The following is a 23,549-nucleotide window of genomic DNA, read 5'->3' on the forward strand; positions in this document are numbered from 1 at the left end:
TATTACTTAATAATTTCCTGATAATTTCATGGCGAAATGAAGAGACGCGTTAAAAAACACCTCCCGAATGCTATTACCTGTGCCAACCTGTTTAGCGGTTGCATAGGGATTGTTTTCGCCTTTCAGGGTAACCTTGTAGTGGCGGCTTACGCCATTTTTCTTAGTTCGATATTTGACTTTTTTGACGGTCTTGCATCAAGGGTTTTAAATTCTTACTCGTTTATAGGTAAAGATCTCGATTCATTGGCCGACATGGTAAGCTTTGGCGTATTGCCTTCGGTTATTATGTATGAGCTGTTTTTACAAGCGCCGCAAATAAACGGGGTGAGCCAGATATTAAATTTTGTTGCGTTTTTATTACCTGTATTTTCGGCATTGAGGTTGGCAAAATTCAATAACGATACCAGGCAATCAGATAGCTTTATAGGTTTACCAACACCAGCAAACGCCATATTAATAGCATCATTACCTTTAATAGTACAGCAATATGATGCGTTGGCGCATTATATATTAAATCCTTACTTCCTTACAGTTTTGGTACTGGTAATGTGCTCCCTGTTGGTATCCGAAATACCGTTAATGTCGCTTAAATTCAAAAACCGCGACTTTAACAAAAACATTTTCCGGTATTTACTGCTCTTGTTTTCGGCGATACTCATACTATTTTTTAAATTTGTGGCCGTTCCGGTGGTTATATTTATTTATATCACCTTATCCCTGATTCAAACAAAACTCACAAATGACAAAGTTCCAGGCTGAAATCGAGGTAATGCCCAAAAAAGAAATACTTGACCCACAAGGAAAAGCAGTAACCGGTAGTATGAAAAATCTTGGCTTAACCGAAATACATAACGTGCGCATTGGCAAACACATTACGCTTGAAATTGAAGCAGAGAATGCAGAAGTTGCAAGTGCTAAGGTTGACCAGGCCTGCAAAAGCCTGCTGGCTAACCTAATCATGGAAAGCTATACTTTTAAAATATCAGCCGTTTAAGTTAAAGGCGAAGGGTAAAAGCTGAAAGGTTTTTTATTTTTCTAATCTCATCCAATAATTAAAACTTTTATAAAGCACAAAAGGCAAGAAAATTTCTTGCCTTTTGCTTTTATGTATAGTATCAGGGTAATCCCCTAATCCTAAAAATCACGGTTCACCTTATAAATTCGCTTCCTTCTCGGCTTTAATTTCCTTTAAAGTGATCAGGTTGGCTGATACCATGCTGTTTACCTGGTTAAACTTTTCAAAAATTTCGGCGGGATTTTGCCCCCCGGCTTTACAGGCCAGTTCAACTTCCTGAATAGTAGCCTGACTTATAGGCATACCGAAAAATCCAAGATTTGGTTTTAATTTATGTGCGGCCTGTGCGGCTAATGCCCAGTCCTGGTTATTTAACGCGTTGCTGATGGTGTTGAGTAGCTCGGGCGATTGCTCCAGGAACATCCCAATCGAGTCAACAATAAAATCGTCGCTACCGTCAGCAATCTCGTATAAAAAAGAAAGATCAAGATCCTGATCTGGTGAAATATCTGCCATTATAAAAACTTTGTGTTTACTCAAAAATATGCTTTTTTACGATTAAGTTATCCTTTAGTTCATCCTTTAGCTGCAAAATATTTTTTTTAAACACAGGATGAATAAAATCAGGCGCTATCTCGGCCAAGGGAATTAACGTAAAGCTGCGTTTATACAATTCGGGATGTGGGACTACCAGGTTAAACTCGTGGATCACTTCATCGCCATAAAACAAAATGTCGATATCAATAGTACGCGATCCCCACTTAACCTCCCGCTTGCGTCCCATCTCCAGTTCGATACCCAATATTTTTTCCAAAACATCCTGTGCCGAAAGCTCGGTTTGGAGCATCAGCACCTGGTTTAAATAGTCCGGTTCATCAGTTTTTCCCCACGATTGGGTTTCGTAAACCGATGATACAATTTTAACGGGTGCAACTTGGGACGAAATAGCTTCAATTGCTTGTTGCAGAAACAATTCGCGCTTACCGAGGTTACTCCCAAGTAGTAAAAAAACATCAATCATGTTGTAACAAATATAATGGAAACCGCTCTTAGCATTATACGGCGCCTTATTACTAAGTTTGCATAGTTAAAAAGATTTATAACATTAATGAAACAATTCTTCAAATTCGTTCTGGCCACTATTGTAGGGGTAATTATTTCAGGCATAATAATAGGTGTAATAGGAGCTGGCATTATTGTCGGCCTCATCGCATCAGCCGGCAGCGATAAAACGGTAGATGTTAGTCCCAACTCTATTTTGTACATGTCGCTTAAAAATCAGATAGTTGAACGTACCCCCAATAATCCGCTTGCCGATCTGGACTTTTTAGGATTGAATGACAATAAATCAATAGGGCTTAATGATATCCTGGCCGATATTAAAAAAGCTAAAACCGATGATAATATAAAAGGCATATACCTGGACGAAAGTTATATGACCGCCGGTCAGGCCACTACCGAAGAGATCCGCAACGCGCTTATTGACTTCAAAAAATCGCGCAAGTTTATTATTGCCTATGCCGAGGTATATACCCAGGGCTTTTACTACCTCGCTTCTGTTGCAGATAAGGTTTATATTAACCCCAAAGGTATTTTTGAATTTCATGGCTTCAGCTCACAAACTACCTTCCTTAAAGGTGCTTTAGATAAATTAGGCATTGAAGCACAGATTATTAAGGTTGGCACTTATAAAAGCGCTGTAGAACCTTTGTTCCTGACCAAAATGAGCGATGCCAATAAACTTCAGGTAACTTCATACTTGGGTTCATTGTATGATCATTTTTTAACCGGCATCAGCAAAAGCCGTGGAGTTAGCAAAGATTCATTATTTAGCTACGCCGATAACATGCGCATCCAGTTCCCCGAAGATGCTTATAAACTGAAACTGGTTGACGGATTAAAATATAAAGACGAGATTCTGGACGATCTGAAAAAACGTACCGGTACCGATTTAAAAGACGATTTAAAAAGCGTTGACCTTAAAGACTACGCAAAAAATAAAACCGAAGATACTGACGACAAGGAAGATGACTCATCGTCAAAAAACCGCATCGCTGTTGTTTATGCATCAGGTGACATTACCGGCGGCGAGAGTGACGACAATAATATCGGCTCAGAAACAATCTCAAAAGCCTTACGAAAGGCGCGTTTAGATAATAAGGTAAAAGCTGTGGTATTGCGTGTTAATTCACCCGGCGGCAGTTCATTGGCATCGGATGTGATCTGGCGCGAGGTAAAACTCATCCACGAAAAGAAACCGATCATTGTTTCAATGGGCGATTACGCGGCATCCGGTGGTTATTATATTTCATGTGCCGCCGATTCTATCATCGCGCAACCTAACACTATCACCGGCTCTATTGGTATTTTCGCGGTGCTGCCTAATATGCAAAAATTATTTAACGATAAACTGGGCGTAACATTTGACGGTGTAAAAACCGGTAAATATGCAGATCTGGGCGATATCAGTCGACCATTAAGCCCGGAAGAACGTTTGATACTACAAAACAGCGTAAACCACGGTTATGACGAATTTACCAAGGCTGTTGCCGACGGTCGTGGTAAAACGCAGGCCTACATCAACAGCATTGGCCAGGGCCGTGTATGGACAGGTGAGCAAGCCCTGAAAATTGGCCTGGTTGACCGCTTAGGAAATATAAATGACGCTATTGCCTCTGCCGCTAAAAAAGCGAAGATCAAAAACTATAACATAGTAAACTACCCCGAGCAAAAAAGTATTTTCAGCAAAGTGGGCAGCGGCTTAAGTGCCGAGGTACAAACCCGCATGGTAAAAAATGAGCTTGGCGAAAACTACAGGATTTATCAACAGATAAAAGGCATCACTCAAATGATGCGCACCCCGCAAGCCCGCCTGCCTTACGACCTCGTGATCAAATAAAATTTCATTAATACATACATTTTGATTGTAAAAAGCCGCCTGTTTGGGTGGCTTTTTTTATTTTTAGAAAAACTTAAACCATGAAATATCCATTGGATTTCTACACTTCATATAACCAGTTTTATGTTTCTGATAAAAGCTCTCCCGGCCAAACTGATTCTGCAAGTTTCTGGACAAACGAAGCTTATGAAGATCGGTTAGCTATTGAAGATGGCGTTTTAGGTATAGGAACGGAATGTTATGGCCCTGTTAAAGCCGAACTTGAAATTTTAGAGACAGCGAATAACATTGTAGATTTTTCCAGTTTCGATCATGTTGTTGAGGCTGGTATTGATATAAAATCCGGAGTAATCCAAATACTTAATTGCCCGGATTGGACAGTACAGATAGAATTACGCACCGCGCCTGGAAATTATAGGGTTAGGATATATTCTTCAAACCTTGCTTCTGTTGATGGAGATGAAGGTAATGATTTCTATCGAATAGAGATTTGGCCCAGTGAAAACGCAGAAAGAACCATTTTAAAGAAATATCTACGTAGTTAATTTACTTATTGGATTACGAAGTTTTAAAACTTTAAGTCTGTTGAGTACTATTTATCTACCCCCTCTTCAAATAAGCATTAGGTACATTATTTGGCACATAATTAATTCCATAAGCATTCTTTATCAGCAGGCTCACAGTTTCCATAGTTGTTTGTTCCTTACGATGAAATTGAGGTAATGAGCCCATCATAGCATAACTTATTGGATTTACCGACGGCACAAACGTTTCCCATTCATATCCCCTGCCCCAGATCAGACCTTTAACTGTATATAATAGATCGGCTCCGTTTTGCAGCAAAAAGTGAAGCATATCAACCGAGCTATTGCCGTTTTGATTGACAGTATGAAAAATAGGCGTATGTCCGCCGAAGCCATATTCATCATATGCCGCTTTAGCATTTATATCAGCACCATGATCTAAAAGTATTCTGGCGCAAGCAAGGCTATTGTATTCGGCACAAAAATGCATTAAAGTGCCGCCTGTTAAGGGCGTGTACGTATTATTATATAGTGAATACGCTTTGTCAACAGTTGAAGCACCCGTGTTTAATATCTGCTTCAACATCTCTTCATCGTGGGCTAAAACTGCCAACAATGCCTTGTCTTCATACTCAAGCCCCGCATCAATAAACGCTCTTACGCAATCCTTAAACCGGGGGCCGCGGGCATACATTTCAACCATCATGGTAAAAACCGGCATCCCATCATGAACTTCATTCGGACTGCCGCCTTTATTAAAATACGCTTTAATCTCATCAACTGCATGAGTTTCGGCCGCGTAAAGGATGTCGTTGTAATTGGGCATGGCTTTAAATCATTTGGATTCTATTTTTATTTCGTTGTTATCGATAGCACCTTCTAAATCTATCACAATTTCTTTAGCCAAATATGCCGGAGCATCGCTTAAATAACCCACGGCATAATACTTGCTATGCTGTTTTATTATTTTAAGTATACCACCCTTCTGTTTAGAAACAATAGCGGGCAAAGGGTCGTCCATTCTTTTATTGTTGCTTATAAATACAAAATTTTTATCCGGCTTGGCTCCGTAAAGCAGCTGGATCTTTTGCATCGGGTAAATTTTAATGTTTTTATAAATAAGCGTATCATTTTTATAAACGGCATCCTGGGCCGAAGCTATGCTGATACCGGAAAATATAAATCCCAATAAAAAGGCTATTTTTTTCATGATTTGTGATTAGACGTTTAGTGTATTAATATAAACGAACGCTTTCAAAACTAATTATGTAACGCTCTCATAAAACAAACCCTCTCCTTAAGCTGTCATTACAATGGCTTTTTGTATTTTTACCGCCTCATTGTATTTATGGAAAATAAACCCATAGCCCGCACGCTTCGTTTACTCTCGCAACTCATGGAACTCCATGAGGTTAATCCGTTCAAGATCAAATCGGTAGCTAATGCAGCTTTTAAAGTTGACAAGCTGCCCTTCCCTATCGCCGGCAAAAAACTGGACGAACTGGAAAAGATTGATGGCATAGGCAAAAGCATAGCCGGCAAAGTAGCCGAACTACTTGAAACCGGCACCATGACCGAACTACAGGACATGTTGGATAAAACGCCGGCCGGTGTGGTTGAAATGATGGGTATCAAAGGTATAGGCCCTAAAAAGGTGGCCATTATCTGGAAAGAGCTGGGAATTGAAAATACAGGCGAACTATTTTATGCCTGTAATGAAAACCGCCTGATTGAAGCGAAAGGCTTCGGCCTTAAAACGCAGGAAGAGATCCGTAAGGCCATCGAATTCAGGATGGCGAGCAATGGCAAATTCCTTTTTGCGCAGGTTGAAAAGGAAGCTAATGAGTTGATGGATGAAGTAAAGGCCATTTTCCCTGATGCGCTGAAACATTTCGCAGGTGAATTCAGGCGTTTAAATGAGATCATTACCGAAATTGTGATTGTAGTTGGCAGTCTTAACCAGGATGTGGCTTACAACGCGTTGGTAAATTCTACTATCCTTTGCAACGTAACTCAGAATAAAAACCATATTCAGGGTGAGCTGCAAAATGGCTTGCTGGTTGATATTGTTTGTGTTGATAAAGCGGATTATTATTATGAACTGTTTGCTAATACCGGCACAGATGACCACGTACAGGCTGTTTTTGACAGGATCAACACACCGATAGAACAACCTGCGAGTGAAGAACTCATTTATACCAAAGCCGGTTTGGCCTGGATGCAGCCCGAATTGCGCGAAGGCACCCTGTTTATTGAAAAAGCCGAAAAGAACGAACTGCCAGTACTAATCAACTGGCATGATCTGAAAGGCACGCTCCACAACCACAGTACCTGGAGCGATGGAGTGAACACTATTGAAGAAATGGCGCTTTACTGCCGGGATACCCTGAAACTGGAATACCTGGGTATGTGCGATCACAGCAAAAGCGCGTTTTATGCAAAAGGATTAAGCATTGAACGGGTACTGCAGCAACATGACGAAATTGATGCCCTAAATAAAAAGATCGACGGCTTTCATATTTTTAAAGGTATTGAGTCGGACATTTTGTATGATGGTTCGCTTGATTATCCTGATGAGATCCTGCAAAAATTTGATTTCATTGTAGCCTCTGTGCACTCAATCCTTAAAATGGACGAGGAAAAGGCCACGTCAAGGCTGATCACCGCAATCGAGAATCCGTATACGACCATATTGGGGCACCCTACCGGCAGGCTTTTGTTAAGTCGTGGCGGTTATCCTATCAATTATAAAAAAGTGATAGATGCATGTGCCGCTAACAATGTGGTTATTGAGATCAATGCCAATCCGCTGCGTCTTGACCTCGACTGGCGCTGGCACCAATATGCTTTAGATAAAGGTGTTATGCTTTCCATAAATCCTGATGCCCACCGTATTGAAGGTTTTACGGATATGCATTACGGCATCCTTGCAGCGCGTAAAGGCGGCTTATACAGAGAAATGTGCATGAATGCTATGTCGCTGGATGAGATTACCAAGGCTTTTGCAGCTAAAAGAGGTTAGTGATTAGAGATTGGAGATTAGTTTTTTGGGATTTTCCCGATAAAACAATGACCTAATGACGCAATGAAATAATGACTAAAAATTAAATGAACCACCTAAAAGATAAAGTACAATCCATACAGGCAGCTGCACACAAACCGGCAATACTGGTTATTGGCGACCTTATGGTTGATCATTATATATGGGGCAATGCTACCCGCCTTTCGCCCGAGGCACCTGTACCTATTGTAAACGTAAAAAACGAAACCACTACATTGGGTGGTGCCGGCAACGTGGTTCAAAACCTGGTATCATTAGGGGCTAAGGTTATTGTTGCAGGGGTAATTGGCAATGATCAGGCAGCAGGCGAATTAATCAAGATCCTTACGGATGAAGGTGTTGAAACGGACACCATTATAAAGGATAACGACAGGCCAACCACAGTTAAAACCCGTGTTGTTGTCGGCAGCCATCAACTGGTACGGGTTGACCGTGAAGTTACCGACGAAGTATCGGAACCGATTGCCAATGAGCTCATCAGCAAATTAAACAGCCATATTGATGGTGCTGATATGGTTCTTTTATCTGATTATAACAAAGGCTTGTTTTCGCCGTTTTTAACGCAAGGCATTATAAAGGCCGCGAATGCTAAAGGCAAAAAAGTGATCATCGACCCTAAAGGGCTTAATTACGAAAAATATAAAGGTGCTTTTATCATCAAACCTAACCGCAAGGAACTGTCTGAAGCCGCTAAAACCGAGAAGATCAACTCGATTGAAAGTCTACAGCAAGCCGGGAAGGTTATTTTTGAGCAAACGGGTACGCAATACATTGTAGTTACTTTGTCTGAAGAGGGCATGGTAATACTAAGCGAGCAGGACCATACAAGCTTACCGGTAAAAGCAACCGAAGTTTTTGATGTAACCGGTGCCGGCGATACCGTATTAGCAACTATGGCTTACTTTATGGCGGGTGGTTTAAGCATTGAGGATTCGTGCGAGCTGGCCAACCATGCCGCCGCCATAGTGATCCGCAGGGTGGGCAGCGCCACAACTACTGTAGATGAGATAGTTGAAGATATATTGAAGTCGGCAGCTAATTGAGGTTAAAGGCGAAAGATAAATTGAGGCAAAACGAGAAAGGTCAAAGGCGAAAGACTAAAGGACGCGTGCCTCAAGACTGGACAAATGAACCAGTGAACAAATGAACCAGTGAACGAACGAATGAACAAAATTCAAATATTAAACGAACTTAAAGATCACCAGGATACCCTGCAAAAGGTAATTGATACCCTTAGCGGCGATATTGAAGCAGCCTGTGAAATGATCACCTCAACTATAAAAAGCGGCAACAAGGTATTATTAGCAGGTAACGGCGGGAGTGCTGCAGATGCCCAGCATATTGCGGCGGAGCTTAGCGGTCGTTTTGTAAAAGACCGTAAACCTTTGCCAGGTATTGCTTTAACGGTAGATACTTCGGCACTTACATCGATAGCTAATGATTATGGTTATGAACACGTGTTTTCGCGTCAGGTAGAGGCATTTGGCAGGCCGGGCGATTTATTCATCGGTATTTCAACCAGTGGTAACAGTCCGGGGATATTGGCGGCGTTTGAATCGGCTAAAAAACTGGAGCTTAAAACCTTAGGCCTTTCGGGTAGGGATGGTGGTAAAATGAATGGCCTTTGCCAATTGAATGTTATTGTGCCATCAAACATCACCGCGCGCATCCAGGAAATGCATATCCTCATCGGGCATATCCTGTGTACTGCCGTGGATAATCTTTTTGAATAGCAATAGGTGGAGGCGCGTCACATGCGTCTTTATATCTTTGATCATTAAAAAAAGACGCATGTGATGCGTCTCTACAGGAAAACTAAATGAGAACCGGTTTCGAAAAAACACTTCTTGATAAAATAACAGATCAACCATCGTTGCAGGCGCAAATCAAAAACTGGCAAGCTGAAGGTAAAAAAGTAGTGTTTACTAATGGCGTGTTTGACCTGTTGCACATTGGGCACCTCACCTACCTGGCCAAAGCCGCCGAACTTGGCGATAAGCTGGTGATTGGTCTCAATGCCGATAGCTCGGTAAGGCGTATAAAAGGCCCAACCCGGCCGGTGAACGATCAAAATAGCCGTGCCGCATTATTGGCAGCCCTATTTTTTGTGGATGCCATTGTTGTTTTTGAAGAAGATACACCGCTTAACCTGATCAGTTCGCTCCTGCCGGATATCCTGGTAAAAGGCGCGGATTACGCGGTTGAGAACATTGTAGGCGCCAAAGAAGTGATAGCCAACGGAGGCGAGGTTAAAACCATTAATTTTGTTGAGGGATATTCATCTACCTCGATAATCGAAAAAATCAGGAACCAGATTTCCTGAGCGCACATAACAACATGAAGATATTGGTGATCCGCTTTAGTTCGATGGGTGATATAATTTATACCACACCTGTTGTACGCTGCCTTAAAAAGCAGGTTCCCAATGCCGAGGTCCACTTTTTAACAAAACCAGCCTTCAAATATATTTACGATAATAATCCTTACGTTGATAAATTGCTGTTACTAAAACCTTCCTTAACAGATACGATCAACGAGATAAAAGCCGAAAAGTACGATCAGATCATCGATCTGCATAACAACCTCCGTACAAGCATAATTAAACTGCGTACGGGGATTAAGGCATCAACCTATAAAAAACAACCTATCCTCAAATGGCTGAGTTTAAAGCTGAAACGCAACCTGGTAAGCAAGGATCATTTGGTTGACAGGTATTTAAAAGCTGTTAAATTCTTAGGCGTAGTTAATGATGATAATCCTATCGACTACTATATCAAAGCCGAGCATGATATAACCAAACTACTTCCTACAAGTCATCAAAACGGTTACGTCGCGTTTGTAATTGGCGCCACGCATTTCACTAAGCGTATGCCTAATTACAAGATCATCAGCATTTGTAAACAGCTTCAATTGCCGGTTTTATTATTGGGTGGCAATGATGTAAAGGCCAATGGCGATGAAATTGCCGCTGCCATAGGCACTTCTGTTTATAATGCGTGTGGCATTACCACTCTTGACGAATCCGTATTCCTGGTATCAAAGGCCAAAAATGTAATAGGTTTTGATACCGGTCTTACCCACATCGCCGAAGCTTTTAACGTGCCGATCGCCTCGGTTTGGGGCGGCACCACGCCCGATCTGCTGGGTGTTTGGCCGTATAAAGTAAAAGAAGTGCTGGTTGCAGGCGTTGATCTTTCCTGTCGCCCCTGTTCTAAATTCGGCCTTGAGAAATGCCCGCTTGGGCACTTTAAGTGTATGAACGATATGCCTGAGACAGATATTGTAAATTTCTCCAATCGATAGCATCGTACCGTAAAACATTGCGTAAGTAATACTTACAAGCACACTACTGTTAATATTCCACAAAAAATACCAGATACACTTTATACTAAGTGTATTTGTGTAGCTTTGTGAATTAACTTAAAATCCTTACACCATGAAAAAAACCTTACTAAGCCTGTGCCTTTTAATGGCATCTTTTGCCGCGTTTGCTCAATTACCAACCTTTGGTGTTAAAGGTGGCGTAAACTTCGCTACTTTACATGCAACAGTTGATGGATTTAGTGGCTCCGGCAATTCCGGCAGCTTAACCTCATTCAATGTAGGCGCTTTTGTCGACTTTAAATTTGGCAACTTATCATTGCAACCGGCCCTAAACTTTACCGGTAAAGGCGGTTCGTCAAGCTTCGCTGTCGATGATGAAGCAAGCTCAAACAGCAAAGTAAAACTTTACTATTTACAAGTACCTGTAAACGTTGTTTATCATGTTCCTGCCGTTGTTGGCGACTTTTATTTTGGCGCCGGCCCGTACCTTGGCATGGGTATTTCAGGAAAAGCAAAAGATGACAGCGGCAACTCTGAAGACATTAAATTTGGCAGCAGCCAGGATCAGATCAAAAGAACCGATGCCGGTTTAGACGCTATTGTTGGCTTTAAATTTAAAACCGGATTTCTTATCAATGCCAATTATGACTGGGGATTAACCAATATTACCAATGTTAATGGTATTAAACTTACAAACCGCGTTTTCGGCGTTTCAGTTGGTTACGCGTTCTAATTAAAACAGGGAAAAAAGGGGCTTTTTGTCCATCTCTTTTAAAAAGGAGAAGCGAAAGCTTCTCCTTTTTTATTTAGTATTATTGAAACCTATTGAAAAACTTTCACGTTATATTTACAACACCTTAATATTATAAACCCATCGCTAACCCGTTTAAAATCATGAAAAAGTTATTATTAATACGCCACGCAAAAGCTACCCATGAAAGCGGTTATATTGATTTTGACAGACCTTTGAAACAATCGGGTATGCAGGATGCGGTTTTAATGGCTACCCTTTTAAAAGGGCAGTTACAGATCCCCGAATTTATAATAACCAGTCCGGCGCTGCGTACTAAAACCACCGCCGAGATCTTTGCCAACCATTTTAAATTACCGGCACCCGGCGAGGATAAAAAGATTTACGAAGCCAGCGAAAATACCTGGGTTAAAGTAATTAACAGCCTTCCGGATGAGTATGATTTTATAGGTGTAGTGGGCCATAATCCCGGTATTAGCCAGATATTATATTACCTTACCAGCCAGTTAAAGGAAATGCCTACTTGCGCCGTGGCCATCATCGCTTTTGAAAACGATACATGGCAATCCATCAGCGAAGAGGACGGAAAACTGATCCATTTTGATTCGCCCAAAGGGTAGATTTAAGTCTGGAGTCTTAAATTCTGTGTCTGGAGTCTGAATTTCCACTTAGAACTATCAACTTAAGGCTTTCGACTTAAGACTTAGAACTTAAGATTAATTCACCTTATAAGTCTTTCCCGGCAATGAGCTGATATAGCCTTGCATTTCCATGGTAAGCAGTGTCATAGCCAGTTGGCTCATTGGCATATTGGCCTTTAAGGTAAGATCATCTATCGCAATTGGAGCGTTATTTTGCCGTAATATGTCCATGATCAGCCGTTCATCGTCCGACAGATCAAAGGGCAGCATAAATTGCTCAACCGGCTTACTTACGTCATTTTTTTCCCAGCCCAGGCTAAAAGCCAGGTCGGCAGTGCAGGTTAGCAGGCTTGCTTTGTTATTGCGGATCAGAAAGTTACACCCTTCAGAAAATTCATCGCCCAACCTGCCCGGAAAAGCAAATACATCCCGGTTATAGGAATTGGCTATTTCGGCAGTAATAAGTGCCCCGCCTTTTATACTGGCTTCAATTACCACCGTCGCGTCAGCAATACCGGCAACTATGCGGTTTCGCTGCGGGAAGTTTTCCCTGTCGGGATTAGTTCCGGATGGATATTCTGAAAGCAAGCCGCCGTTTTGGAGCATTTTATCGGCAGTAGCCCGGTTTTGAGCAGGATAAAGCTTGTCGAGCCCGTGACCAAGCACGCCAACGGTTGGCAGGTTTATCTTTACACACTCTTTATGAGCTGCAACGTCGATACCGTGCGCCAGTCCGCTTACAATTAATATGTTGTATTGCTGTAGTTCTTCTATCAATTGATGGCATAGCTGCTTGCCATACTCGGTAGCGTTACGGGTGCCAACTATGCTGACGATATGAGGCGGATTAAGGTCCATTTTCCCTTTCGCGTAAAGCAGCACAGGCGAATCGTGACAATTTTTTAGGCGTTTCGGGTATCGGGCATCCGTATAAAAGATAACATCAATCCCATTTTCATCAACAAATTTCAGTTCCTTTTCGGCTTGTTTTAAGGCACCATCAAAATCCCATTTCACGGCACGCTTCTCTCCTATTCCAGGGATCCTGATCATTTTTTCGGGCGACGTCCTGAATACCTCTTCTTCATTACCAAGGTATGCTATCAGGGACTTAGCCGCTACCGGGCCGAGATTTTTAACAAAAGATAAGGCAACTTTATGGAGTAATGACATTGGGTTTAGATGCGCTGATGATAGATTACAGCCGCGCAAATTATAAATATTCGGCCGATTATCAAGCGGAAAAATCCATTGACAAATAAAACTACAAAAATAGTTTTCAAACTATAAAAATAGTTTTACCTTTATCTAACTATAAAAATAGTTTGCTATGCATATTAAAGAATTAACCAAAGCCGAAGAACAGGTGATGCAAATACTTTGGCAACTGAAGGAAGCCATTGTTAAAGACATTATTGAGGAAATGCCGGAGCCTAAGCCAGCTTACAACACGGTATCAACAGTAGTAAGGGTACTGGAGGGCAAGGGCTTTATTGACCACAAGGCCTACGGAAACTCGCATGTTTACTTCCCTTTAATCAGCGATGCTGACTACAAAAAGTTCACTTTTGATAAGATGATGAATAACTATTTCAGCAATTCGTATCAAAGCCTGGTATCATTCATTGTTGACGAAAAGAAGATCAGCGTAAAGGAACTGGACGAGTTAACTTCATTAATTGATAAACTTAAAAACGAAAAATAATGAACTGGCTGCATTACCTCCTGGAGGCAAATTTGTACCTCTGCATATTTTATGCGGTATATTGCCTGTTTCTGAACAGGGAAACACATTACACGCTAAACCGTGTATACCTGTTATTGAGTTGCATAATTTCGTTTGTATTACCGGTAGTACAAATTGGTTGGTTAAAAGCACTCGAATCGCCAACTACTACTTTTATTATACCAAGCAACGGTAAGCAAGCTATTGATCATAAACTGGCCGCACAACCTGCCTCAAGCCTTCAGGAACTGCTGCTTTACGCTTATATATTGGGTGCAATAGTGCTTACGACGGTACTTTTAGTAAGATTATACCAGCTGGCCAAACTTACAAAAGCCACCAAAACTTTGGTTCATGATAAGTATAAACTTATAAGCATTGAAGGTTCAAATACAGCTTTCTCCTTCTTCAATTATCTTTTTATCGGCACAAAAACACAAGCGAACAATATCATAATCAGGCACGAATTGGTGCATATCCGTCAAAAACACTCGGCAGATATTGTTTTCCTGGAGCTGATCAAGATCCTAAACTGGTTTAATCCGCTGATTTATTTACTGCAGATAAGCCTGAAAACTATACATGAATATATAGCTGATGAGCAAACAGCTGCACAGGAAAGCGACGCCCTAAGCTATTCATCATTTTTGGTAAATAACGCTTATGGGTTAAACGGTTCATCTCTCGCGCATTCATTTTTCAATTATAACTTATTAAAAAAGAGGATAATCATGTTAAACCAAAAACGTTCGGGGAAATTAGCCAGGCTAAAATACCTCGTGGCCGTACCCATAAGCGCCGGCCTGCTTTGCGCGTCGACCTTAGTATTCAGTAAAAGCTACGGATTTATTGATCTGATGCCTAAACAGCAGATCGTTACCCCATCGGCAAATGCACAAACAAGTTCTGCTGATACAATAAAAGCAGATCCAATTCGCATAAAAAAAGAAGATCGTACCTCCAAAGGTTATCAATACGAGGAAACCGGTTATCTGGTTAACAATAAAACCGATTACAGGGTGATCATTACCGAAAAGAACGGAGAACAGAAAGAATACTTTAAAAGCAAATCAACACCAGAGGAATTGGCTACGCTGAAAAGTAAATATGGCTATACCTTCCCTAAAATGATGATCTACCCAAAACTTCCGCCACCGCCACCCGCACCACCTGCTCCGGGCAAAAAAACTAAAGGCATTGATGCTAAGGTCCCTCCGCCGCCGCCACCGCCAAATCCCGAAAAAGTAAAAAAGGCGCCCAAGGTGGTAAAAGTTCAGGAAGCTATTCCTGTAGGCGAGCCTATAGCCCCTGCACACCCCTCAGCTTCAGCAAAATTGCCGCCACCACCGCCACCTGCAGATCCGATGGACCCGCTTTACAAATACATAGCTAAGCATGTAAGGTACCCGGCTGCAGCACGCAACAACCGTATTACAGGCCAGGTAACGGTGGGTTTTAAGCTAAGTAACGGAAAAATAAACGGGGTTAAAGTACTTAAATCTGCTGACCCTCAAATAGACAAAGAGGTAGCAAGAGTAGTGAGTGATTTTGATGGCAAACTCGCAAGCTTAAACCAGGGTGATTATACAGTTACCGTAGCTCTTGAGCTGGCAACTTCAAATGATAAATTTATATCTAACAATATCGACAAAGAAAAAAGTCAGGTTGTTGTGGTTGGGTATGTAGACTAAATTATTCTATTTTCCAACTAAATTCATTGCCGATCGGCCTAAAACCGTCCCGGCAATTTTCTGCGTAAAGCCCATTCCTCCTTTTTAAAGTATCCTTTTTTTAAACTTTTAAATATTTCATTAACTATTTAAAAGTTTGTAACTTAGTTATATATCTTACAGATTTTAACCAAACAAGGCAAACCTATCCAAATACGCTTTGTTTAGTTTATAGCAATTATACTTCCTGAGCCTTACCGGTAACCTGATTTGTTCAATTTTTAAACTTGATAATATGAAAAGGTTTGGTATCATTTTAGCAATTGTGGGCATTGTGATGCTCATTGCAGGCAACTTCTTTTATCACCATACTATCAACGCTGTAGATAGTTCTGGCAGTTCAATTATTACCTTAGGAGTAAATGGCGGATGGACTTTTAAACTACCTGTTTTTGCCGGCGGCGCTTTGTTTTTCCTGGGATTTGTTTTCTGGGCTGCCTCACGCACCGACAACCAACACCACGATCATTTGATATAAAAAAGGAGTGGATTAGTTACATTTAATTCTGCTAAAATCCATCAACTTTTGAAAATAAAATTAGACCGGGTGCAGAGAGACTGTCCTCCTGAGCTTGTCGAAGGACGCGCGCAGAGGCCACCCCACTATGCTTCGACAAGCTCAGCATGACACCCCATTTTAATTGAATCACGAACAAAAACGGAGGAGTTCTTTCGCCTGTATAGCGGTTGTGGCTATCAATGAAGATCCTTTGCTATCGCTCAGAATGACAGCAATCTTCAAGCCCTATAATTAACAAAGGCTAAGGATTTTCTGTGAAAATCCTTAGCCTTTGTATACTTTACAGCCACTCGGCATAACAAAAAAAGGGTATTACCACTTCACGTATATCACCTGTTTGGTTTCAAAAAACTCTTCTTTGAAGTAATCTTTAAGGTGATATTGAACAACTTTTAAACCCGATTCTTTGATCTCCTGATCGAGGTCGCCTCCTTTTAAATAAAGGATTCCGTTGGGCAATTTATTGTTAGATTCTTTGTTAAACTTACCTTTTACCCAGGGATAAAAATCTTTTAATTGGGTAACGGCGCGCGATACTACGAAGTCAAATTTGTCGCCAATTTGCTCTGCTCTGGCATGTGATGCCTTTACATTTTTTAAGCCTAAAGCTGCCGCAACTTCAGTAACAACCTTGATTTTTTTCCCGATAGAATCAACCAAATGAAAGCACGTTTCGGGAAATAAAATAGCCAAAGGAATACCCGGAAAGCCTCCGCCGGTGCCAACGTCAAGCACATTTTCGCCGGGTAAAAAGGTCATAACTTTGGCAATTCCAAGCGAGTGAAGCACGTGGCGCTCGTATAAAAGATCAATATCCTTACGCGAAATTACGTTGATCTGGCTGTTCCAATGTTCATATAACGCCGACAGTTTTTCAAATTGCGCGCGTTGTTCTGTACTTAAATCAGGAAAATATTGTAGAATTATTTCAGATGTCATCCCTGTTAAAACGGTTAATAATATTACCAAGCAGGTATCTCGCCCTAAACAATTGGGCCTTTACAGTCCCTAACGGAAGGTCGAGCTGCTGGGCTATTTCCTCGTACGAAAGCTCATCAAAGTAGCGTAAAGTAATGAGGTTTCTGTAACGTGTAGGCAAACTTTCTATCAACAATTTCAGCTCCTGGGTTTGTTGCTTTTTGATAGAAGTTTCTTCCGGATTGAGAATATCTGCCTTAATTTGTAATGGCTTTTCGTCTCCGTCATCATCCATCATGCCATGGATAGACATGGTGGTCAGCTTTTTTTTGCGGATAAAATCAATGCAATTGTTAGTTGCCACCCTAAAAAGCCAGGTGCTAAAAGCATAATCAGGCTGATACTTCTCAAGTTTTTCAAATGCTTTGGCAAAGGTTTCAACCGTTAAATCCATCGCATCTTCTTTGTTGTTTACCATCTTCAGCACCATAAAGTAAATCGAATCTTTATAACGGTGCATCAGATCGGCATAGGCTTTCTGATCTCCTTGCCTGGCTTTCACTACCAGGTGAAAATCATTCTTCGCATTCTCGGTAAAGTTGGCGTTTATTTCCATTGAGTAGTTTTTAAAAAGGTACCGATCAATCCAAAAACATTTAAATACATATAATATAATATGTCAAAAAAGGGAAGATACCACAAGAGGTCTTTAGCATCCAGTTTTTTAAATATACGATTATAAATGGCCGCTTGTAATATCAATCGAAAAACGCACAAACCTAATGCCAGTAACGGCTCATACCCGAAAATAAGGAATAATATTAATAAAATATAAAATATAAAACCACTTATTGCGTCAAAACTAAGCATGCGCCTGTGCTGGTTTTTATACAGTTTACCTACCCCCATGTGGCGTTTTTTTTGCTTAAACCACGATTTAAAAGTGGTTTTAGCCTCGGTAAACATGAAGGATTCGGGGTTTAACTCTATAACTGTATTATCGGCAGCGGCATGCTGATTAACAAAAAGGTCATCATCACCGGATATTACATGCATGTGCGATGCAAAGCCTTTTGCACTAAAAAACAGAGATTTTGTATACGCCAGGTTACGCCCTATACCCATATAAGGGTCGCCGGTTAAAGCGCTTGACAGATAATTTGTGGCTGTTTTTACCGTTTCAAAACGGGTAAAAGTGTTGATAAAACCACCAGCCTTAATATAAGGTGAATAACCTAACACAATTTGTACACCACTGGTAAAATTGGCTGCCATCCTGCTGATCCAATTTTCGGAAGCAGGCTTACAATCGGCATCGGTAAATATAAGGTATTCGTTTTTTGAGGCTTTGATTCCCAGTGTAAGGGCAAATTTTTTCCCGGTTTTAAAGCGGTCATGCTCTGTAATGGTAACCACTTTAAGGCGTGGATACTCCTTTTGCAGGGCTTCAAGCACTTCGTCGGATGCATCATACGAGCAGTCGTTAATCACAATAACCTCAAAATCGGGGTAGTTTTGCTCAAGAATAGCCGGCAAGTTCTCCTGTAAATTACGGGCCTCGTTGCGAGCGCTAATAATAACCGAAACAGGGATCATAACCTGTGGCGGTGGTCCTTCAGCGGGTTTAAAGCCTGCAAGGCGGGTATGCCTGCTTACCAGATAATACAGCTGAACTATAAAACAAAGCTGAAAAAGAATAAAAAGCGCGTCGTGTAAGTACGTTTCCAAACAAAAAAAATAATGAGGCAAATTTGTTAAAAATCAATGAAATTAACTGCCAATATCAGCGTTAATTTGAAGTTTAATATGCTCTTATTTTATCCCCTTAAAATAAAAGCCATTAATTAACATGGTTTTAATATTCAGCACCTTTATAAATAGCTTTTATCGTAATGACGCCATTGAAAGAACGGTCGGGAGGCTTTTTTTTGCTAATTTTGCAACCCTAAAATGAAATTTAACTTAACAGCACAAGATCCGCTTTCAAAGGCCCGCGCCGGCGAGATCACTACCGACCACGGTACTATACAAACCCCTATATTTATGCCTGTAGGTACTGCAGGTACTGTAAAAGCAGTGCATCAGCACGAGCTTAAACAGGATATTTCAGCGCAAATTATACTTGGTAACACCTACCATTTATACCTGCGTCCCGGGTTAAATACCCTTGAAAGTGCCGGAGGGCTGCATAAATTTAATGGCTGGGACGGCCCTATCTTAACAGATAGCGGCGGCTACCAGGTATATTCATTAACCGAAGTACGTAAAATTAAAGAGGAAGGTGTTACTTTTCGCTCGCATATAGACGGATCAAAACATCTCTTTACGCCCGAAAATGTTATGGATATTCAGCGCATAATTGGCGCAGATATTATCATGGCATTTGACGAATGTACCCCCTACCCATGTGATTACAACTACGCCAAACGATCAATAGAAATGACCCACCGCTGGTTGAAACGTTGCTGCGACAGGTTCGATAGCACACAGCCAAAGTACGGTTACAGCCAAACACTTTTCCCTATTGTTCAAGGCTCGGTATATAAAGATCTGCGTGTTCGCTCTGCCGAAGTTATTGCTTCATACGAGCGTGAGGGTAACGCCATAGGTGGCCTTTCTGTGGGTGAACCCGCCGAAGAAATGTATGCCATGACCGAAATTGTATGCAATATATTACCGCAGCAAAAACCGCGTTATTTAATGGGTGTAGGTACACCTGTAAATATCCTCGAAAATATAGCTCTTGGTATTGATATGTTTGACTGCGTTATGCCTACCCGTAACGCGAGAAACGGTATGCTTTTTACAAAAAATGGCATCATCAATATCAAAAATGAGAAGTGGAAAAACGACTTCTCGGCTATTGAAGATGACAGCGACCTATTTGCAGACAGAGACTATAGCAAGGCCTACCTGCGCCATTTGATCCACTCTGGCGAGATGCTTGGCGCACAGATTGCAACCTTACACAACCTGCATTTTTATTTATGGTTGGTTAAAGAGGCAAGGAAAAAAATCATTGCAGGTGAGTTTTACGACTGGAAAAACATAATGGTAAAACGCCTGGGCCAACGCTTATAAGCAATTAAAAATTTTAGAGATTTTAGCCCAAAAATGAACATTAAAAAATCAAAAATAACCGATAGATGAAAGCTTTTTTTCATAGACATTTAAAGATCATCGATAGGTTTATTATCGGAAAATACCTGGGTACTTTCATCTTCACCATGGGCATTTTCATGGTGATATCTGTGGTATTTGACGTATCAGAAAAGCTGGATAATTTCCTGAACAAACACGCCAGCTTTCACGATATTGTATTCAGATATTACGCCGGATTCGTTCCGTTTTATTTGAATATGCTGTCGCCGCTGATCAACTTTTTGGCTGTAATTTTCTTTACAGCCAAGATGGCAAACCAAACGGAAATTGTCCCGATCCTGAGCGGAAGAGCAAGTTTCAATCGCTTTTTACGACCGTATGCAATTGCTTCTACCATCATATTTGTGGTATCGTTTTTTGCGAATGTTTACCTAATTCCGTATACAAACCGGCTTAAAATCGACTTCGAAAACGCCAACGGCATGATGGATAATGACCCCACCAAGCTGGAAGTACACATGCAAATTGACAAGCATACCTTTGTTTATCTTGCCAATTACGATGAAACAACACACCTTGGATACAATTTCATTATGGAGAAATTTAACGGCGATACCCTGCGGGAAAAATTAATTGCCGATAGAATTCAGTATGATTCTTTAAAAAGAAAGTGGTCGCTTATGCAATACAGCGTTAAATATGTGAACGGAATGAAGGAGCAATTCATCAAAAGTGATGCGCCAAAAGATACCGTTTTAGATATGCACCCGAGCGATTTTATTGTATATGATAACGTATATCAGGCGATGTCATTAAGCGATTTAAACAAGAATATCGACAAAGAAAAGCTGCGCAGACCTGAATATTTAAAGGCCATTTACTTTGAAAAATACCACCGGTTTGTTTACCCCTTATCGGCGTTTGTGCTCACGCTTATTGGCGTTTCCATATCATCAAGAAAGGTACGTGGAGGCGTCGGTTTACCACTGGGTATAGGTATATTATTATGCTTCGCCTATATTATATTAGAGAAGTTTGCCCTGGTATTTTCGATAAAAGGGGGCATGTCTCCGTTGATCGCCGTTTTCATTCCTAATATCATTTTCGGCATTTTAGGCTATTATCTACTTTTAAAAGCGCCTAAATAGTGGCACAAAATACCCCTTCTACCTTAAATAAGAACCTAATTATCCTCCATTTTACGGTTTTTGTTTGGGGATTTACCGGAATTTTAGGCGCTCTGATTAGCATTTCGGCCGTACAATTGGTGTGGTTTAGGGTACTTATAGCCTTTGTTTCGTTGTTTTTGTATTTCAAATTCAACAAAACCGATTTTAAGGTCGATAAAAAATCACTGATAAAACTGGTTCTTACCGGGGCAATTGTGGGTGGTCATTGGATCCTTTTTTTCGCCGCGATCAAGCTTTCAACCGTCGCGGTAACACTGGTTTGTCTTTCATCCATCACACTTTTCACTGCAATTTTTGAACCGCTGATCAATAAAAAAAGCATTTCAAAATTGGAGATCTTGGCCGGACTTTTAATAATCACCGGCATTGTTTTGATTTTCAAATTCGAAAGCAGATACACTAAGGGTATCATAACCGGGCTCTCGAGTGCCGTTTGCGCAAGCCTTTTCTCTATCATAAATTCGCGCCAGGTACAAAAAATACAAGCTCCTGTCATTGCATTTTACGAGCTTTCCGGCGCCTTCGTATGGATCTCCATGTACCTATTTATAACCTCGGGCTATACCCGGGCCATGCTGTTGAAGCCTGCAGATATCGGTTACCTGGTACTGCTCGGAACGGTATGCACATCGCTTGCTTACGTCGCCGGCGTATCCGTAATGCGCGAACTGTCGGCCTTTCGCGTGGCACTAATCACCAACCTTGAACCGGTGTACGGCATCATCATGTCATTCATTTTTTTTGGCGACATCAATAAAATGACACTGGGATTTTGGGGTGGAGCAGTCCTTATCTTGTCTACAATTTTTTTGTATCCCGTAGCACAAAAGCAAATTACCAGGCGTAAAAACCGCGTCTGACTTTTTCTCTTTTCCGCATCCCCACATCATAAAACGGTTGCAAAAAACCGTACATCCGCCGGCTATCGGGCAGCTGTTTTAAAACTCAAATCTATCTTGTATTTCTAATTCCCAACCCCAAATAGGGGCAAATTCCCTATGCCGGTTTTGGCCGTTTTTAGCCCCTCAGAGCGATTCTAATTTTTTAGGGTATTCCGGGCTCAATCAACACTTCAGCGCAAAATAGCGACAAAATCCACTTTTTACTTAGTGTATCAAATTCAAAACACAAAATCATACAGCCAATTTCAGAAAATTGGATTTCCATCAATTATTTAAAACACTAAAAGTTAAAATATTCATTTAATTAATAAAAATAAAAAATTAAAAATCAGAAATTTACATTTCTTATATAAACAATAAATTAACATTAAGCGAGCTAAGTAAAATCGTAAAAAACTAAAAATATTAGCATTTTTAATTATTGCATTTTAAAACAGCTATATAATTTTAATAATCAAATAATTAAATCATATTATATAAGGTAAAAGTTTCAATTAAGGTGAATACATAAATGGTTTTACAAAGTGTAGTGAAGTAATTATTCAGGAATCAAAAAAAATCAACGCATCTCTCCTGCTTGTATACAGAATTTTTTTTTGCGCCATTTTTTTTACGCTCTCGTACGATTGTCACGGAGAAATTTCAGAGATGAAAATTTGCCAGAACCACAAACTGAGGGAAAGCAGGGATCGTAAATCTCCCCCCTGAAAAAATAAGACACAAAGTTTTATATGGCTCATCCTCGCTCTGTTTTCGAGCCATGATCGTCGGCCCAATGAAATCCTGAAATCTTAAGAACAGCGGGAATGCCTGGCATCGCTGCCGGCAGTAAATAAGTGGCGGTAAAAAGGTAAGGTTTCCTCATGCTCCGACTCAGTGAGATTTCAGGACATCAATTAACCGGAGATCAATTTTTATTAAACATTTAAAAAGCGGATATTGTATTACTCTAAAACCAACATCCATCATGAGCATTAAAACCATAGTCATTGTAGCCATCGCAGTTTTGCTTACCATCGTCCTGATGCAAAACACAGATGAGGTTTACTTCAAATTTCTGTTCGCCACTTTCAGGGTATCTAAACTAATGATGATGCTTGTAGTTGCCATAACGGGTTTTGTGCTCGGCCTCATTGTTGCCTGGCCCAAAAAACAGAAGTATGATATTGAAGGGTATCATGATGCCTTACACAAAAAAGACAACTCCGATACACTAAGCGACGAAGACAGAGAATACATCAGCTAA

Annotated in this window: 26 protein-coding genes; 18 read left to right on the plus strand and 8 right to left on the minus strand. The window is 40.8% G+C overall.

Going from position 1 to position 23,549, the window contains the following annotated elements; translation table 11 throughout:
- The first annotated feature begins 36 nt into the window (after positions 1–36).
- Positions 37–759, plus strand: coding sequence for a CDP-diacylglycerol--serine O-phosphatidyltransferase (gene pssA / locus EAH55_RS17310; RefSeq protein WP_091210667.1), 723 nt, complete (start codon positions 37–39; stop codon positions 757–759).
- Positions 740–994, plus strand: coding sequence for a phosphoribosylformylglycinamidine synthase subunit PurS (gene purS / locus EAH55_RS17315; RefSeq protein WP_112574072.1), 255 nt, complete (start codon positions 740–742; stop codon positions 992–994). Before pssA ends, purS begins: the two co-directional genes overlap by 20 nt.
- 159 nt (positions 995–1,153) lie before the next feature.
- Here the strand turns inward: purS and EAH55_RS17320 are convergent, their stop codons facing one another.
- Positions 1,154–1,531, minus strand: coding sequence for an Hpt domain-containing protein (locus EAH55_RS17320; RefSeq protein ID WP_112574073.1), 378 nt, complete (start codon positions 1,529–1,531; stop codon positions 1,154–1,156).
- Positions 1,532–1,547: 16 nt separating this feature from the next.
- Positions 1,548–2,036 carry a 2-amino-4-hydroxy-6-hydroxymethyldihydropteridine diphosphokinase gene (gene folK, locus EAH55_RS17325; protein ID WP_121810735.1) on the minus strand — a complete coding sequence of 163 codons (489 nt, stop codon included), beginning with the start codon at positions 2,034–2,036 and terminating at the stop codon, positions 1,548–1,550.
- 87 nt (positions 2,037–2,123) lie between these two features.
- Here folK and sppA point away from each other — a divergent pair, with 87 nt between their 5' ends.
- Positions 2,124–3,914 carry a signal peptide peptidase SppA gene (gene sppA, locus EAH55_RS17330; RefSeq protein WP_121810736.1) on the plus strand — a complete coding sequence of 597 codons (1,791 nt, stop codon included), beginning with the start codon at positions 2,124–2,126 and terminating at the stop codon, positions 3,912–3,914.
- A gap of 80 nt (positions 3,915–3,994) precedes the next feature.
- Positions 3,995–4,459 carry a hypothetical protein gene (locus EAH55_RS17335; protein WP_121810737.1) on the plus strand — a complete coding sequence of 155 codons (465 nt, stop codon included), beginning with the start codon at positions 3,995–3,997 and terminating at the stop codon, positions 4,457–4,459.
- 55 nt (positions 4,460–4,514) lie between these two features.
- On the opposite strand, the gene EAH55_RS17340 is transcribed toward EAH55_RS17335, so the two are convergent.
- Both EAH55_RS17340 and EAH55_RS17345 read right to left on the minus strand, forming a co-directional pair.
- Positions 4,515–5,264 (minus strand): ankyrin repeat domain-containing protein, encoded by a 750-nt coding sequence (locus tag EAH55_RS17340; protein WP_121810738.1) that lies wholly within the window; start codon positions 5,262–5,264, stop codon positions 4,515–4,517.
- A gap of 9 nt (positions 5,265–5,273) precedes the next feature.
- A complete protein-coding gene (locus EAH55_RS17345; protein WP_121810739.1) occupies positions 5,274–5,648 on the minus strand; it encodes a hypothetical protein in 375 nt (124 codons plus the stop codon).
- 138 nt (positions 5,649–5,786) lie between these two features.
- Between EAH55_RS17345 and EAH55_RS17350 the strand changes: the two genes are divergently transcribed.
- The 7 genes from EAH55_RS17350 to EAH55_RS17380 all read left to right on the plus strand — a co-directional run bounded on the left by EAH55_RS17350 (position 5,787) and on the right by EAH55_RS17380 (position 12,194).
- Positions 5,787–7,460 carry a DNA polymerase/3'-5' exonuclease PolX gene (locus tag EAH55_RS17350; RefSeq protein ID WP_121810740.1) on the plus strand — a complete coding sequence of 558 codons (1,674 nt, stop codon included), beginning with the start codon at positions 5,787–5,789 and terminating at the stop codon, positions 7,458–7,460.
- 86 nt (positions 7,461–7,546) lie between these two features.
- Positions 7,547–8,542 (plus strand): D-glycero-beta-D-manno-heptose-7-phosphate kinase, encoded by a 996-nt coding sequence (rfaE1, locus tag EAH55_RS17355; protein ID WP_121810741.1) that lies wholly within the window; start codon positions 7,547–7,549, stop codon positions 8,540–8,542.
- A 120-nt stretch (positions 8,543–8,662) separates the two neighbouring features.
- Positions 8,663–9,232, plus strand: a complete 570-nt coding sequence (gene gmhA / locus EAH55_RS17360) for a D-sedoheptulose 7-phosphate isomerase (protein ID WP_121810742.1) — start codon at positions 8,663–8,665, stop codon at positions 9,230–9,232.
- 86 nt (positions 9,233–9,318) lie between these two features.
- Positions 9,319–9,822 carry a D-glycero-beta-D-manno-heptose 1-phosphate adenylyltransferase gene (gene rfaE2, locus EAH55_RS17365; RefSeq protein WP_091162286.1) on the plus strand — a complete coding sequence of 168 codons (504 nt, stop codon included), beginning with the start codon at positions 9,319–9,321 and terminating at the stop codon, positions 9,820–9,822.
- Positions 9,823–9,836: 14 nt separating this feature from the next.
- A complete protein-coding gene (locus EAH55_RS17370; protein ID WP_121810743.1) occupies positions 9,837–10,802 on the plus strand; it encodes a glycosyltransferase family 9 protein in 966 nt (321 codons plus the stop codon).
- A gap of 133 nt (positions 10,803–10,935) precedes the next feature.
- On the plus strand, positions 10,936–11,556 hold the full coding sequence (locus EAH55_RS17375) for a porin family protein (protein ID WP_114940294.1): 621 nt from the start codon (positions 10,936–10,938) through the stop codon (positions 11,554–11,556).
- A 161-nt stretch (positions 11,557–11,717) separates the two neighbouring features.
- The gene (locus tag EAH55_RS17380) at positions 11,718–12,194 is read left to right on the plus strand and encodes a SixA phosphatase family protein (RefSeq protein WP_112574084.1); all 477 of its coding nucleotides are present in this window, start codon (positions 11,718–11,720) and stop codon (positions 12,192–12,194) included.
- A 96-nt stretch (positions 12,195–12,290) separates the two neighbouring features.
- Here the strand turns inward: EAH55_RS17380 and dprA are convergent, their stop codons facing one another.
- Complete coding sequence (gene dprA, locus EAH55_RS17385) at positions 12,291–13,388, minus strand: DNA-processing protein DprA (RefSeq protein ID WP_121810744.1); 1,098 nt, start codon at positions 13,386–13,388, stop codon at positions 12,291–12,293.
- 157 nt (positions 13,389–13,545) lie between these two features.
- Here dprA and EAH55_RS17390 point away from each other — a divergent pair, with 157 nt between their 5' ends.
- From EAH55_RS17390 to EAH55_RS17400, 3 genes are all read left to right on the plus strand, one after another.
- On the plus strand, positions 13,546–13,920 hold the full coding sequence (locus EAH55_RS17390) for a BlaI/MecI/CopY family transcriptional regulator (RefSeq protein WP_121810745.1): 375 nt from the start codon (positions 13,546–13,548) through the stop codon (positions 13,918–13,920).
- The gene (locus EAH55_RS17395; protein ID WP_121810746.1) at positions 13,920–15,632 is read left to right on the plus strand and encodes a M56 family metallopeptidase; all 1,713 of its coding nucleotides are present in this window, start codon (positions 13,920–13,922) and stop codon (positions 15,630–15,632) included. The genes EAH55_RS17390 and EAH55_RS17395 overlap by 1 nt, the downstream gene beginning before the upstream one ends.
- 274 nt (positions 15,633–15,906) lie before the next feature.
- Positions 15,907–16,149: a hypothetical protein gene (locus EAH55_RS17400; protein WP_121810747.1), complete on the plus strand. Its 243-nt coding sequence runs from the start codon at positions 15,907–15,909 to the stop codon at positions 16,147–16,149.
- Between the two features lie 354 nt (positions 16,150–16,503).
- Here EAH55_RS17400 and rsmG read toward each other — a convergent pair whose 3' ends face one another.
- From rsmG to EAH55_RS17415, 3 genes are read right to left on the minus strand one after another with little or no spacing between them, the layout of a single operon-like run.
- Entirely contained in the window at positions 16,504–17,130 is a 627-nt protein-coding gene (gene rsmG, locus EAH55_RS17405) for a 16S rRNA (guanine(527)-N(7))-methyltransferase RsmG (protein WP_121810748.1), read from the minus strand.
- Entirely contained in the window at positions 17,120–17,725 is a 606-nt protein-coding gene (locus tag EAH55_RS17410) for an RNA polymerase sigma factor (protein ID WP_112574090.1), read from the minus strand. Before EAH55_RS17410 ends, rsmG begins: the two co-directional genes overlap by 11 nt.
- Positions 17,716–18,837: a glycosyltransferase gene (locus EAH55_RS17415; protein WP_121810749.1), complete on the minus strand. Its 1,122-nt coding sequence runs from the start codon at positions 18,835–18,837 to the stop codon at positions 17,716–17,718. The genes EAH55_RS17410 and EAH55_RS17415 overlap by 10 nt, the downstream gene beginning before the upstream one ends.
- A 222-nt stretch (positions 18,838–19,059) precedes the next feature.
- Between EAH55_RS17415 and tgt the strand changes: the two genes are divergently transcribed.
- The 4 genes from tgt (at position 19,060) to EAH55_RS17435 (ending at position 23,549) form a co-directional block, all read left to right on the plus strand.
- On the plus strand, positions 19,060–20,190 hold the full coding sequence (tgt, locus tag EAH55_RS17420) for a tRNA guanosine(34) transglycosylase Tgt (RefSeq protein WP_121810750.1): 1,131 nt from the start codon (positions 19,060–19,062) through the stop codon (positions 20,188–20,190).
- A gap of 65 nt (positions 20,191–20,255) precedes the next feature.
- A complete protein-coding gene (locus tag EAH55_RS17425) occupies positions 20,256–21,359 on the plus strand; it encodes an LptF/LptG family permease (protein ID WP_114940302.1) in 1,104 nt (367 codons plus the stop codon).
- Positions 21,356–22,261: a DMT family transporter gene (locus tag EAH55_RS17430; RefSeq protein WP_394339777.1), complete on the plus strand. Its 906-nt coding sequence runs from the start codon at positions 21,356–21,358 to the stop codon at positions 22,259–22,261. The genes EAH55_RS17425 and EAH55_RS17430 overlap by 4 nt, the downstream gene beginning before the upstream one ends.
- A gap of 1,009 nt (positions 22,262–23,270) precedes the next feature.
- Positions 23,271–23,549, plus strand: a complete 279-nt coding sequence (locus EAH55_RS17435; protein WP_121810752.1) for a lipopolysaccharide assembly protein LapA domain-containing protein — start codon at positions 23,271–23,273, stop codon at positions 23,547–23,549.

The organism is Mucilaginibacter kameinonensis (assembly GCF_003675385.1).
GTDB lineage: Bacteria > Bacteroidota > Bacteroidia > Sphingobacteriales > Sphingobacteriaceae > Mucilaginibacter > Mucilaginibacter kameinonensis.